Source organism: Streptomyces sp. NPDC048637 (assembly GCF_040650675.1).
Taxonomy (GTDB): domain Bacteria; phylum Actinomycetota; class Actinomycetes; order Streptomycetales; family Streptomycetaceae; genus Streptomyces.
In genome coordinates this window covers 59,533-72,257 of record NZ_JBEZHQ010000003.1, presented here as the reverse complement: position 1 = coordinate 72,257, position 12,725 = coordinate 59,533, and the positions used below count along the sequence as shown (strand labels likewise).

Sequence of the window (12,725 nt, the reverse complement as noted above, 5' to 3'; positions counted from 1 at the left end):
CCGTGACGCAGCAGGAGCAGGGCCGCGACCCGTGGCCCGGTCAGAATCCTCCGGATGCCGACCGGATCTCGAAGCCCGTCAGCCCTTCCGGCTCTTCCTCCCGCACGGACACGGCGTCGACGGTGGCCAGGGGCGGCCCCTGGTGCGCCCAGTCCACCAGCTGCTGCACGCGCTCGGGCTCCCCCTCGAACACGGCCTCCACCGTGCCGTCCGGAACGTTCCGCACCCAGCCGGCCACTCCGAGCCCGTCGGCCGTGCGCCGGCAGGTGTCGCGGAAGAACACGCCGTGCACCTCTCCGGAGACCACCACCCGTCTGCGGATCACCCCGTGCCTCACCTCGTCACCTCGTCACGTCGTCACGTCGTTCGCCCGGCCCGTCGTTCCCCCGGCCCGTCGTTCCCCCGGCCCGTCGGTACGAGCGCAGATATATCCCGGCCCCACGGTCACCGGGCGGAGCCACGCCCGGACGGCACACGGCTCACGGAGCGCCCGGCGGCCGCGGCGGCCCGGGCGAAGTGGGTGGCGTCGCGGACGGCCGCCCCGCCCGGATCGTTGTTGAAGTACGTGTAGACGTCGGCCCGGTCCGGCCAGGTGTCGGCGATCCGTCGCGCCCAGGTGGTGAGCGCCTGCCTGCCGTAGCGCGGCCAGGGTTCCGCGCGGCCCTCGTGGAAGCGCAGATACCCCCAGTCGGCGGTCCGCCACAGGGGCGTCACAGGCCGGGAACCCCGGTCCGCCCAGCACAGCGCCGCACCCCGCCGCTCCAGCACCGTACGGATTTCCGCGGTCCACCACGACGGGTGGCGGGGCTCGACGGCCACCCGGGTACCGGCGGGAAAGCAGCCGAGGCAGTCGTCCAGCAGCCCGGCGTCCCTGCGCAGCGTGGGCGGCAGTTGGAGCAGGACGGGCCCGAGCCGGGGGCCGAGGGCGGCGGCCCGCGACATCAGCCGCCCGACCGGCTCCCCGGGATCGCGCAGCCGCTTGATGTGGGTCAGATAGCGGCTTGCCTTCACGGCCATCACGAACCCGTCGGGGGTCCGGTCCCGCCAGTCCGCGAAGGTCTTCTCCTCGGGCAGCCGGTAGAAGGCGGCGTTGCTCTCGACGGTGGCGAAGTGCCGCGCGTACTCCTCCAGCCACCGTCGCTGCGGCCGGTCCTGCGGGTAGAGGACATCGCGCCAGTCCTTGTACTGCCAGCCGGAGGTTCCGACGAGGACGGTCATGACCGCATCCCTGCCCGCTGCGGGGCCCGGCATATCAGCCGTGCGGGGCCCGGCCCGGCATATCAGCCGTGCCGGGCCCCGCAGACGCTGCGGCAGGCGTTCCTGGCGCCTCGTCAGCGCTCCTGCGCGCACACGGTGTGCAGAAACTCCCCCAGGATCGCGTTGAAGGCTTCCGGGTGTTCCATGTTGGGGTAGTGCGCGGTGCCATCGACGGTTTCGGCGCGGCCGCGGGTGACGCTGTGCACCAGGCGCTCCCCCATGCCGATCATGTCGTGGGCGTCGATGGCGCCGCTGAGGGCCAGCACCGGAACGGGGATCGTCGCCGCCCGCGCCCAGGTGTCGGCCACGGGGATCTGCCGGTCGGGTTCGGTGCTGGTGTGCTTGGCGAGCGTCCGCTCGCACATCTTCCGCAGTCGTCGTACGACGTCCGGGTCGACCTCGTCGAGTGTGCGGTGCGGGCCGGCCGCGTACAGCATGAAGGTCTCGATCCAGCTCGCGACGTCACCGGCCGCCACAGCGCGGGCCTGCTCGGCCTCGATGTCCTTGACCCAGGGGTCATGGAACTCCGGCTCACTGGTCCCGGCGCCGCTGACGACCAGCGCGCGCACCAGCCCGGGGTGCTCCAGCGCGGTGTCCACCGCGATGCCCGCGCCCATCGACAGTCCGACGAGGACCGCGGGGCCGACGTCCAAGTGGCGCAGCAGCGCGGCGAGATCGTCGGTGTGCCGGAAGGCGCGGGTCGCGTTCGAGGAGGCGCCGTGGCCGCGGGCATCCGGGGCGATCACCCGGAAGTTCTGTGTCAGGGCCGGTAACTGGTCGTCCCACATACCGCTGTCCAGGAAGCCGCCGTGCAGCAGTACCAGCGGCCGGCCGGAACCGATGTCGCGGTAGGCGAGGCGGCCGTCCGAACCCGGCCCATCAGCGGTCGTCCCTGATCCGGCTGACCGATGAGGGCAGGGCCGCCATCACCGCTGTACTCGCACGCGAGCATGCGCTGCTCCGTCAGGTCGAGGGGGATCTGACCGACGCCGACGTCAGTGCGTGCGTGCGGGTGCTCACGAAGATGCTCACGCTCTTCGACCACGTGGATGTGAACTGAGGTGCTCTGGGCGCTCCGGCCCCGGGCTCCGGGCCCCGGGCGCCGTCATCCGGCAGCCCGGGTCCGGGCGTTGTCCCGCTCAGGGGGTGGGATGGGGATGACGTGGTGGGCCGGTATGAGACGAGGCGGGTGGCGCCGGCCGAGGCACGGCGGTCACCGCTCCGAGCGGGCGGTCACCGCTCCGAGCGGGTGATCACCGCTCCGAGCACGGCGACAGGCCACCCGGCGGCACCCAGCTGTAGCACCCGCCCGCTTCCTCGCCGAGCCAGCCGTTGACGCTGTGCAGGCCCCGCTCGTTGATCTGCGCGTCATGGATGCCGTAGGCGCGCTCCGGCTTGACCGCCCGGACGAAGTCGATGGCCTCGGACATGCGCAGCCACGAGGCCTGCACGGGCACGAACAGCGTCTCCACCGGCCTGCCGGGCACATGGAGCGAGTCGCCGGGGTGGTAGAGCCGCTCGTCGATCAGATAGCCGAGGTTGGCGCAGTCCGGCAGATCGCCGTAGATACGCGCGTGCCGCCCGCCGTGCGCCGTGACATGGAAGCCCGCCGCACGGAACTCCTCGCCCGGCTCCACCTCGATGACGTCCAGGAGACCGCCGAAGTCCGCACCCTTGGGCGCATAGACCGGCGCGCCGAGTCCCTTGAGCCGCAGCACATCGACGTGGTCGGCATGCTCGTGCGTCACCAGGATCGCGTCGGCACCGTGCAGCGCCCGCGCCTCGCTCCAGATACCGGGGTCGATGACCAGCGTCCCACCCCCCGGACGCTCCAACCGGACACAGGAATGCGTGTACTTGGTCATGCGCATCCTGTGAAGAGTAGGCGTCCGGGGTGCGGGCGTCGACCATCGAAAACGGCCGGGTGATGCTCTTCCGCCAGCGGCACGCGGGGCCGGGACGACAGAACCCGGACGGCGCTTTGCCCACACGGCAACCGCCCGTCACACGCGGCCGGGCGTGAACACGCGGGCCCATGGCACCTGTTGCCACGGCTGGTCGGTCGGCGCACGGCCGAAGCTGCGGGCAGGAGCAGGACCCCCTCAGGATCGACTCGGACCGGCTCAGGACCGGCTCAGGACCGGCTCAGGATCGACGGCCGCAGTGAGGTCTGCTCACCCCAGTGGGTGCGTCTCCGGCGCGTCCACGGGCGGCTCGCCACCGGCGTCGTTGAAGGCGGTGAGTGCCTCGATGAGCGAGGCCCGCTGCTCGGGGGCGAGGCGTTCGACAATGGCGCTGATCTCCGCGCGGCGGCGGGCGGTGACCTCCTCGACCGTCCGCCGCCCCTCGTCGGTGAGCTGGAGCAAGGTCTCGCGCCGGTTGTCGGGGTTGGCCTGACGGTGCGCCAGGCCCGCTGTGATGAGTCGGTCCACCATGCGCATCGCGGTCGACGGAGCGACCTGAAGCAGTTCGGCGAGCGCAACGAGTTTGGTGGCGCCTCGTGTGGAGAGCACCACCAGCATCCGCAGCTGAGGCAGTGTCACCCGCTCCTCGACCTCGCCGAGTGACCGCGCTGACACCGCAACGAGCAGCCGCGACGCAGTGAGCACCGCTCGGGTCACCGCATCCACATCGTCCGTGGCCCTCGTCGGGGCTCCACCCTCCGCCATCCCCTATTTCTACCGCCCTGATGTCCCGACGTGCCCACCGGGACGCCCGCGCCTCCTCCATGCAGGTAAAGCGCGGCATCGTAGCCCATCGCCGTCATCCGCCCTTGGGATTTGTGCATCGCCGCTGAATCGACTTCTTTGCTCAGTGCAAAGGTTAGCGTGGCCGTGCCCAGCAGCCCCATGGGCGACAGCGCTCCGGCGACCCTCGCGCGCATTCCAGGAGGCATGATGAAGTCTCACGCACGGAAACCGCAGTCCACTTCGAGCCGTGGCCGTCTGATAGCCGGTGCGGTCGCTCTCATGGCGGTCATCGCGACCGTATCCGTGTGGCTCGCACAACGGAACAGCTCCGCCGACGAGTCCCACTCCGCTCACCTCCCTGCCGCCAGAGCAGCCGCGGCCGGCCCTCAGGGAGGTAATACGGGTGCAGTCAGCGCCCTGGACAAGACCTTCCTCACCAAGGTCCGGCAAGCAGGGCTGTGGGAGATGCCGGCGGGCCGGCTCGCCCAGACGCACGCGTCGGGCGAAGCCATCAAGCGCGCCGGTATGCATCTGCTCGAAGGGCACAGCAAACTCGACCAGCTGGCCCGTGAGGACTCCGAGGCGCTGAACGTGCCCATCCCCGACCAGGCCACCGCCGAACAGCAGGGCTGGGTGGACCAGTTGGAGAACGCCCGGGGCCGGGAATTCGACCAGCTCTTCGTGGACCTGCTCCGCGCCTCCCACGGCAAGATTTTCATCACCATCGGTGAGGTGCGCGCCACCACCAAGAACTCGCTGATCCGGCGACTGGCCACCCAGACCAATAACACCGTCCAGGACCACATGGAGGTACTGGAGGACACTGGACTGGTCACCGACGCCACCCTCGACGACGTGGCCTCGACCGTCCCCAAGTGACCAGTCCTCAAGTGACCGTCCGCCGACGGGACATGAGTGCTGGCCGAGAGGCCGCGCCGGCCGAGGGACGTCAATTGCCCCAGATCTTGCGGTATGCCTGGCGATAGCCCTCGGAGTCCCAGGACAGTGCGCCGCCGCTGTTGGCGACGGTGGCGATGTGGACGGGGGCGACGTATCCGCTCTCCGGGGCGCCGGTGAAGGAGCGGTTGAACTCGTCGATGATCTGCCAGCCCTGTTCGGAGAGGGGCTCGGGCACGGTGGCGGCCTGGAACTCCTTGCCGTTGACGCGCTGGAAGGCCGACGGGTCGCCGTCACCGGCACCTATGTTGAACGGGGCGCCGGCACCGTCCTTGCCCGCGGCGCGCAGGGCGGGCGCGGCGTGCTGGAAGTACAGGTCGTTGATGGCGGCGGAATAGGTCCACTTACGGCCGAAACGGGACAGCAGGGAGCGGACTTCCCCGATGGATCGGCTGTTGACCTGGGGAATGGGCATGTTGGTGTAGCTCAGCAGCTTGGTGCTGGAGCAGGTGGCGAGTTCCTTCTTGATCAGATCGGACTTGCGCTTCGCGAAGGGTACCGAGCCATCGGTGAACAGGACAACGCCCGCGCGTCCGTTGGACCGGGCGATGATCCAGTCGGCGCTGATCTTCGCGACGTCCTCGACCCGGGAGGTGATGTTGCTGAAGAGTTGCGGATCCTTGCTCGGGCCGGGAGCCGGGGCAGCGTGCCAGCCGATCAGCGGAATCCCTTTCGCGTTGGCCTTTTTGACCTCCGCCGCGGCCGTACCGGGATCGAAACCGCTGATGACGATGCCGTCCGGCTTGAGGCGGAGAGCCTGCTTGAAGGCGGCCCGGAGACCGTCGGGCGTGCCCTGGCCGTTGAGGGTGCGGGCCTGCCATCCGACGATCTTGGCGGCTTCCTGGACACCTTGGGCGACACCGGCGACACCGGGGTTGCTCAGAGTCTGGGCGATGTAGACGACGCTCTTGCCGTGGACGGCCTTGGGTCCGGTGGTGGGCCCCCTCCAGGGGGCGTTGACCGCCTCGGCCTTCTTGACGGCCTGCTTGGCCCTGGACAGGACGGTGGGGCATCCGGGCTTGGCGGAGCTCCGGTGGGATGCGGTGGCGCCGGCGCCGGGTTCGCAGCCGGCGGCGGTGGCCATGACCAGGAGTGCGGCCGCTGTCACGACCGCCTTGCGGGTGGGGTGCACGGTTTCCTCGCAGGGCAGGATGAGCATACGGGTGGGGGTGGGGGGAGACAGATTACGGGTGGCGGTCCCCGGCGGTGCAGCCACCTTCGGGAAGATACGGCGCCTACCACCGGCAACCCGGGCCCGGTACGGAACCGGCCGGTCCAGGCCTGCCCCTACGGGCACCGGACCCTCGGCCGGTAGGGCACTCCACAACAGGAGTAACGGGCCAAACATGACAAAGAGTTGAATAGCGCTTGGCCATTGATGGTCATGTGTTGCATGCGCGTGCGCAGGCGGTAATGTTCACGGCCGGTTGGACATGTGGCGCAATCCTTTCGCTCGCATTCGGGGCGAATTTCGCAAGCATCACGTTCCGCCCCGTCGTCGGCGGTCGGCAACAACAACACCTCGGTCACCGCTCAGGAGCACGTCGTAAGGAGGCCTGGGTGTCTGCGGACACAGTGGACCCGCCACACGAAGGGGACCGGTCCCGGCGTTCATCGCTGAGGCCACGGTTCCGTCAGCAGGCGGAGGCCCTCCTGGACCGATGGCCGTTCCGGCGGAAACTCAACGTTCTGGTGATCGCGCCGGTCGCGGTCGTCGGCGTGCTGCTGGCCATCGGCGTCAACACGCAGATGGCCAAGGCCCTGGACGCCGACCGGACCGCGGCGCTGGTGCGCGACAGCGAGCAGGTCACGCGGCTGATCAACGACGTCCAGGCCGAACAACGGCAGGCGCTGCTGCTGTCCGTGGAGCAGGAGTCGGCCCGGCCCGGCGCCGCCCTGCCGTCCACCGCCGACTACCGCCGGATGCAGCAGGCCACCGATGAGCAGGTCACCGCGGTGCATTCCGCGTTCGGGCCGGACCTGCCGAAGGAGGAGGCGCGGGCCCTCGAGTACATCCGGGGCCTTGCGGTGCTGCGCGACAAGGTCGAGCGGGGCTCGGTTCCGGCCTCCGGCATCGACCCCGCGTACGCCGCCGCGGTCGGCTACCTGATCGACGGCATCGGCCTCGACCGCTTCATCGGCACCTCGTCGTCCTCGGTCATCACTCTTCTCGACACCGTCCTGCGCGCCGATGCCGCCCACGCGGCGTTCGAGAGCGGGTTGTTCTCCGCCCAGACCCGGGATGCCAACGCACTCACCGAGTACACCCGTGCGGTCGGTGCCCACGAGCTCTACGACGAACAGGCGGAACGCTTCGGCAGGATCGCCGACCCGGAACAGGTCCTGCGCCTGCGCGGGATCGAGCGAGATGCCGAGGAGAACGGCGTCCAGTCCCAGTTCGCAGAGCTCCAGATCGATCCGGGCTCCCTCCAGGGCCAGACCCCGGATCAGCTGCGCAAGGCGATCGCCGCCGGGACCCGGCAGGCCGAGGCCCGCCTCGACATCACCCGGTCGCTGATCGATCAGATCGCCGTCCGGGCCGACAGTCTCTCCACGAGCGCCCTGCGCAATGCGCTGGCGATGCTCGGCCTCGCCCTGCTCGGCTTCGCCTCCTGGCTGACCTTCTCCGTCCTGGTCCGGCGCTCGGTCGTACGTCCCCTGACAGCTCTGACCGACGCTGCCCAGCAGGTGGTCGACGTGGCCGGCGAGGAACTCACCAAGGTCGAGGACGACGCGTCGCCGGACAGCACCCCGCTGCAGCCGCGGCCGATCCCCGTCCCGGTCCACGACGAGATCGGCCACCTGGCCGAGGCGTTCAACCAGGTGCAGGTCACCGCCGCGGCCCTGCTGGAACGGCAGGTGCTCAGCCGCCGCAACGTCGCCGAGATGTTCGGCAACGTCGGACGCCGGGTCAGCAACCTCACCTCACGCCAGCTCATGCTGATCGACGCCGTGGAACGCGAGGAGACCGACCCCGACGTCCTGGAGCGGATGTACCGCATCGACCACATCGCCGTACGCCTCCAGCGCAACGCCGACAGCCTGATGCTGCTCGCCGGAATCCGGGACCCCGAGGTGGAGGCCCGGCCGACCGCCCTGGTCAACGTCATACGGGCCGGGCTCGGCCAGATCGAGGGCTACCAGCGGGTGTCCCTGCGGTCCGAGACGGAGGTCACCGTCGGGCCCGACATCGTCGACGATCTGACGCTGATGCTCGCCGAACTGCTGGAGAACGCAGTCTCGTTCTCCCCGTCCGACACCCCCGTCGAGGTGGTCGTCCGGCCCGGCACCGACATCACCTCGGACGGCGGTGCCCTGATCGAGATCATCGACCACGGCCTCGGTATGAGCGCGGAACGCCTCGACGAGGAGAACTCCCGGCTGGTCCGCCGGGAGCGGCTCGACCTCGTACCGACCAAGGTCCTCGGCCTGTTCGTGGTGGGAAACCTCGCCCGGCGCTCGGGCATCCGGGTCACCCTGAGCCGTACGCCGGGCGGCGGGGTGACCGGCACCGTCTGGCTCCCCGCCACGCTGCTGCTGGCCGTGCAGCCGGCCGCCACACCGTCCCCGGCAGCGGACGTGCCCGGGGACGGGCCCGCGCCGGAGCGCCCGGCAGCGCCCGAGCACGAGCCCACCGTGCCCGCGCCCGAGCCGGTCTCCGCCACGCCCCTGCCGGTGCGGACCCCCGCCACCACGCCCGAACGGCGGCCCGCCGCCGCCCCCTCGCGGGCGGGCGCACTCCCCCGGCGCCTCCCGCAGCGTACGGACGCGGAGCAGACCGCCGCCGCGTCCGAGCCGCCGCCGGCGGACTCCTCCGCCCGCCCGCTGCGACGGCGGGTAAGAGGCGCGACGCTCAACAGGACCACCCCCGCGGCCGACCGAGGGGACCAGGCCGTGCGCCGGCCCGTCGACGCCGACGCGGTCCGTGCGGAACTCGACGATTTCGAAGCCGCCGTACACAGGGCGGAGCAAGAGAGTGCTCCTGCCCCGAGGGACTCAGCGCCCTCGTCACACCAGCAACCCCGGAAGGAGTCGGGCAGTGACGACGCCGACAGGTAAGAGCAGTTCCGAGCGGGCAGAACCCATGGATCTGACCGCCGCCGCGGCCGACTTCACCTGGCTGCTCGACCGGTTCGCCACCCAGACCGCCGGCGTCGTCGACGCGATCGCGGTGTCCTCCGACGGTCTGCTGATCGCCGTTTCCCAACTGCGCGAGCAGGCCGACTCCGAGCGGCTCGCAGCGATCGTCTCGGGCGTCACAAGTCTGGCCGCCGGTGCGTCCGGCAACTACGGCCTCGGCGGCCTCAACAAGGTCATCATTGACTTGGAGGGCGGCCATGTACTGGTTTCGGCCATCGGCTGCGGCGCCGTCCTCGGCGTGGTGACCTCGAAGGAGGCCAAGCTCGGCAACATCGCCTACGAGATGACCCTCTTCGCCAACCGGGCCGGGAGCGCGCTCACCCCCCAGCTGGTGCTGGAGCTCAAGAAGAACGCCGGAGCCGCACCGGCCCGCTGACCCGCCCCACACCACAGAGGCAGGGATACAGGCGCTGAGAAGAGGATCAAGATGGCCGCCGGTGAACCAGGACCGGACGAGGGTGGAGGTCCCCCCTGCTCATGGGGGTCCCCCCGCTCAAGCGAAGCCGAGAGTGGGGGAGGAGCCGAGAGCTTGGGGGAGGGCAGCGACCTGGGTCCGTCGGAGCCGGCCGGCCGCGCTCCGGCGATCCGGCCCTTCCTGCTGACCGCCGGCCGGGTGGCGGGGGGCGGCACCGGCCCACCGCTGCCGGTCGAGGCCCAGGTCGTGACGACCTCGTCCGGGCTCTCCGTCCTGGGCTCGCTCTCCTTCGAACAACACGACATCGTGGCCGCCTGCCGACGGCCACAGTCGGTGGCGGAACTGGCCGCGCGGCTGCACCTCCACCTCAACGTGGTCCGGGTGCTGGCGGAAGACCTGCGCGCCGCCGGACATCTGGCGGTCCACGTCCCGAACGCCGGCACAACCCAGGACATTTCCGTACTGCGAAGGGTTATCGATGGTCTCCGTGCCGTCCCCGACTCACGGGGGACACTCCGTGACAGTGGTTGAACAGCCGCCGGTACCGGTCAAGTTGGTCATCGCCGGCGGCTTCGGCGTCGGCAAGACCACGGCCGTCGGCGCGATCTCCGAGATCCGGCCGCTGACCACGGAGGCCGCCATCACCGAGGTCGCGGCAGGCGTGGACGACCTCACGCACACCCCCGGCAAGACCACCACCACGGTCGCCATGGACTTCGGCTGCATCACCATCGACCCGACGCTGAAGCTCTACCTCTTCGGCACACCGGGCCAGGACCGGTTCGGGTTCATGTGGGACGACGTGGTCGAGGGCGCGCTCGGCGGCCTGGTGATCGTGGACACCCGCCGTCTGGACGACTGTTACGCGGCAGTGGACTACTTCGAGCACAAGGGCATCCCGTTCGCCGTCGCCGTCAACGCCTTCGACGGCGAAGTGCACCACAACCTCGACGAGGTGCGCTGGGCCCTGGACGTCTCCGACCACGTACCGCTGGTCGTCTTCGACGCACGCAACACGGGTTCGGTCCGGGATGCGCTGCTGGTCGTACTCGAAGTCGCCCTGTCCCGCGCGCAGGACACCGCGGCGGGCTGACTCCCCGGACCCGTCCGGGCGGGCCGGCTGCTCGCCCGGCGGCCTGCCGACCTGCACCCACGGCCCGTAACTACAGGTAAGTGATCAGTTTCACTCGGTATGGGACCCCGCCCGCGGTCCATACCGCCCTCCCGGCTGCCATCATCCCTACCGATGCGGAATTCAGCTGACTCCGCACAGACCGAAACAACAGCGAAAACAGGGGTGTTGGCGTGAGATTGGCGTGGTCGCGGCGGGCCGGGCGAAGGCGGGCGGACACCGGTGCGGGTTCCGGTCCGAGCGGGCCGGGGGTGGCCCGCCGCCCGGTGGCGGCGCGGCGTTTCGCGGCGGCCGGCGCGGCCGCCGTACTCCTCGGTCAGCTCCTCCTCGGCGGGTCCCCCGCCGCGGCACGGACCGGCGCGTTGCCGGGGTCGGCGTTCCCCCTCGTCCTCGACGTGGACCTGACGCCGAATCCGGTGTGCAGCGGCGATGTGCACGGCCGGGTGCAGGTCTACGACCCGGCCGCGGCGAAGGCCGGAGCCACCGTGGAGTGGCGCGTCCGCGCCGGTGCGGAGCAGCTGGCCGGCGGGCGCGTCGCCATGAACTCCCCGGTCGGCACGGCGGAGTTCCGCATCCCCTTCGACAAGGTGCCGGCAACCGAGACCGCCCTGCAGATCGACGCCCGCACCGCCGCCTCGCCCGGGGACCGTGCGCCCGGCCGCTACGGCAAGGTGTGGCGGGACACGGTACGCCGGGGGTGCGACCCGGTGCGGGTGGCGTCCGTCGGTGACTCGGTGGTCTGGGGGCAGGGCCTGGACCACGACCAGAAGTTCCCTTATCAGACCGGGCAGTTGCTCGGCCGGGAGACCGGCCGGGGCCATCAGCTCATGGACTACTCGATCTCCGGCGCGGTGCTCGACGCACCCGGGCTGCCCGCGGGCAATGATGACGCGGCCTGTCTGCACACCACGGAGAAGCAGGATCCGGACGGCGACGGGGAGATGGAGTTCGGCGAGGTCACCCAGCAAATGCCGGATGTCTTCTGCCAGTTGGAAAAGGCCGGAGCACAGGCGCGGGCGGGCGGCTACGGTCTCGATCTGGTCGTGGTCAACGGATGCATCAACGACCTCGATCCGTTCTTCGGTATCGGCGTCGGCATCACCCCCGGCTCGAAGAACCTGCCCGAGGCCGTGCAGCGCGAGTGCTCCGGCGTCGGCGCGGCACCGGAGAACCCGGCCAAGGACGTGCCCTACTTCAGCGGCGCGAAGGTCGGATACGGCGGACGCGGGATGCAGGCGGCGATCGAGAAGGCGCACTCCCTGCCGGGACGGCCGAAGGTGATCGTGGCCGACTTCTACTACGCGCTGAGCCGCAGCAGTTCTCCGATCCCGGTGCGGAACTGTTCGACCCCGGGCGTCGCCGGTGCGCGGCTGACCTCCTGCAAGGGCGCCCTCGGCAGCGTGGCCGAGCGCTACGAGCAGTACACACAGCTGGCCAATGCCGCCTACCACCAGGCGGCGGCCGCCGCCAACAAGGCGTCCTCGGACGGTCCGTACGCGGCCGCGGCGGACGGACTGTTCACCGTCGACAATGCCCTCCTCACCCGGGACTCCAAGGTCTGGGGCACTCCGGTGACCGACCCGGCGTTCCCGCTGCGCACACGGGCCTGCCCGGAGCTCAGCTCGACTCCGGCGCAGTGTCTGAGCGCGGCCGTCGGGCACCCCGACATCGAGGGCGCCCAGCAGTACGCCGAAGCCTTTCTCCTCAACCCGAGCCTGCGGAAGTGGTTCCACCTCCCCCGGCAGGGACCCCGGGCGCAGCTGAAGGTCCCGGCGAACGCGCATGTCGGCAGTGCGGTGCCCCTGTCGGTGACGGTGGACGGAAAGCCACCGGCCGCCGGGTACCGCTACCACTGGTACTTCGGCGACGGTACGCAGCAGGAGACCGACGAGGCGGCCGTCACCCATACCTACGACCACCAGGGGCCCTGGCTGCCGCGGCTCGTGGTGACCGGCCCGGATGGTGAAAAGAGCCTGGTCGAGGCCCCCCGGGCGCTCACCGCGGACTGACGGCTCCCACCAAGGGGGGCGGCTCGCAGGCGCGGGCCGCCCCCTTTTGCGCGGCCCGCGCCGACACCCGATTCCGCCATATCGACCACCATCGCGGCGGGGGCCGTCCTGCTGAGTCCGGAACC

The 12,725-nt window shown here is 70.6% G+C and carries 12 protein-coding genes and 1 pseudogene; 7 read left to right on the top strand and 6 right to left on the bottom strand.

The genetic code is table 11. The annotated features are described in order from the left end of the window. Positions 1–40: 40 nt before the first annotated feature. From AB0C46_RS05525 to AB0C46_RS05515, 3 genes are all read right to left on the bottom strand, one after another. Positions 41–325 (bottom strand): acylphosphatase, encoded by a 285-nt coding sequence (locus AB0C46_RS05525; protein WP_362825899.1) that lies wholly within the window; start codon positions 323–325, stop codon positions 41–43. 119 nt (positions 326–444) lie between these two features. After that, positions 445–1,218 (bottom strand): DUF72 domain-containing protein, encoded by a 774-nt coding sequence (locus tag AB0C46_RS05520; RefSeq protein ID WP_362825898.1) that lies wholly within the window; start codon positions 1,216–1,218, stop codon positions 445–447. A gap of 113 nt (positions 1,219–1,331) precedes the next feature. After that, positions 1,332–2,045 (bottom strand): alpha/beta fold hydrolase, encoded by a 714-nt coding sequence (locus tag AB0C46_RS05515; RefSeq protein ID WP_362825896.1) that lies wholly within the window; start codon positions 2,043–2,045, stop codon positions 1,332–1,334. A 77-nt stretch (positions 2,046–2,122) separates the two neighbouring features. Here AB0C46_RS05515 and AB0C46_RS05510 point away from each other — a divergent pair. Next, positions 2,123–2,317: pseudogene (locus AB0C46_RS05510) on the top strand (MarR family transcriptional regulator); the annotation flags it as partial. A 193-nt stretch (positions 2,318–2,510) separates the two neighbouring features. Here the strand turns inward: AB0C46_RS05510 and AB0C46_RS05505 are convergent. Next, positions 2,511–3,128 carry an MBL fold metallo-hydrolase gene (locus AB0C46_RS05505; protein ID WP_362825895.1) on the bottom strand — a complete coding sequence of 206 codons (618 nt, stop codon included), beginning with the start codon at positions 3,126–3,128 and terminating at the stop codon, positions 2,511–2,513. Between the two features lie 303 nt (positions 3,129–3,431). Beyond that, positions 3,432–3,926 carry a MarR family transcriptional regulator gene (locus AB0C46_RS05500; RefSeq protein WP_362825893.1) on the bottom strand — a complete coding sequence of 165 codons (495 nt, stop codon included), beginning with the start codon at positions 3,924–3,926 and terminating at the stop codon, positions 3,432–3,434. A gap of 300 nt (positions 3,927–4,226) precedes the next feature. Here AB0C46_RS05500 and AB0C46_RS05495 point away from each other — a divergent pair, with 300 nt between their 5' ends. Beyond that, positions 4,227–4,826, top strand: coding sequence for a DUF4142 domain-containing protein (locus tag AB0C46_RS05495; protein WP_362825891.1), 600 nt, complete (start codon positions 4,227–4,229; stop codon positions 4,824–4,826). A gap of 70 nt (positions 4,827–4,896) precedes the next feature. Here the strand turns inward: AB0C46_RS05495 and AB0C46_RS05490 are convergent, their stop codons facing one another. Next, positions 4,897–6,036 (bottom strand): substrate-binding domain-containing protein, encoded by a 1,140-nt coding sequence (locus AB0C46_RS05490; protein WP_362826421.1) that lies wholly within the window; start codon positions 6,034–6,036, stop codon positions 4,897–4,899. 428 nt (positions 6,037–6,464) lie between these two features. On the opposite strand from AB0C46_RS05490, the gene AB0C46_RS05485 reads away from it, so the two are divergent. The 5 genes from AB0C46_RS05485 to AB0C46_RS05465 all read left to right on the top strand — a co-directional run bounded on the left by AB0C46_RS05485 (position 6,465) and on the right by AB0C46_RS05465 (position 12,600). After that, positions 6,465–8,963 carry an ATP-binding protein gene (locus tag AB0C46_RS05485; protein ID WP_362825890.1) on the top strand — a complete coding sequence of 833 codons (2,499 nt, stop codon included), beginning with the start codon at positions 6,465–6,467 and terminating at the stop codon, positions 8,961–8,963. Then, positions 8,944–9,420, top strand: a complete 477-nt coding sequence (locus AB0C46_RS05480; RefSeq protein ID WP_026169458.1) for a roadblock/LC7 domain-containing protein — start codon at positions 8,944–8,946, stop codon at positions 9,418–9,420. The genes AB0C46_RS05485 and AB0C46_RS05480 overlap by 20 nt, the downstream gene beginning before the upstream one ends. A 153-nt stretch (positions 9,421–9,573) precedes the next feature. Then, positions 9,574–9,990 carry a DUF742 domain-containing protein gene (locus AB0C46_RS05475; protein WP_362825889.1) on the top strand — a complete coding sequence of 139 codons (417 nt, stop codon included), beginning with the start codon at positions 9,574–9,576 and terminating at the stop codon, positions 9,988–9,990. Then, the gene (locus AB0C46_RS05470; protein ID WP_362825888.1) at positions 9,938–10,552 is read left to right on the top strand and encodes an ATP/GTP-binding protein; all 615 of its coding nucleotides are present in this window, start codon (positions 9,938–9,940) and stop codon (positions 10,550–10,552) included. Before AB0C46_RS05475 ends, AB0C46_RS05470 begins: the two co-directional genes overlap by 53 nt. A 212-nt stretch (positions 10,553–10,764) precedes the next feature. Continuing rightward, positions 10,765–12,600 (top strand): PKD domain-containing protein, encoded by a 1,836-nt coding sequence (locus tag AB0C46_RS05465; RefSeq protein WP_362825886.1) that lies wholly within the window; start codon positions 10,765–10,767, stop codon positions 12,598–12,600. Positions 12,601–12,725 lie beyond the last annotated feature (125 nt).

Coding starts and splice junctions, on each gene's coding strand:
- AB0C46_RS05515 (WP_362825896.1), bottom strand. CDS start 2,045: ATGTGGGACGACCAGTTACCGGCCCTGACACAGAACTTCCGGGTGATC.
- AB0C46_RS05470 (WP_362825888.1), top strand. CDS start 9,938: ATGGTCTCCGTGCCGTCCCCGACTCACGGGGGACACTCCGTGACAGTG.
- AB0C46_RS05500 (WP_362825893.1), bottom strand. CDS start 3,926: ATGGCGGAGGGTGGAGCCCCGACGAGGGCCACGGACGATGTGGATGCG.
- AB0C46_RS05520 (WP_362825898.1), bottom strand. CDS start 1,218: ATGACCGTCCTCGTCGGAACCTCCGGCTGGCAGTACAAGGACTGGCGC.
- AB0C46_RS05505 (WP_362825895.1), bottom strand. CDS start 3,128: ATGCGCATGACCAAGTACACGCATTCCTGTGTCCGGTTGGAGCGTCCG.
- AB0C46_RS05495 (WP_362825891.1), top strand. CDS start 4,227: ATGGCGGTCATCGCGACCGTATCCGTGTGGCTCGCACAACGGAACAGC.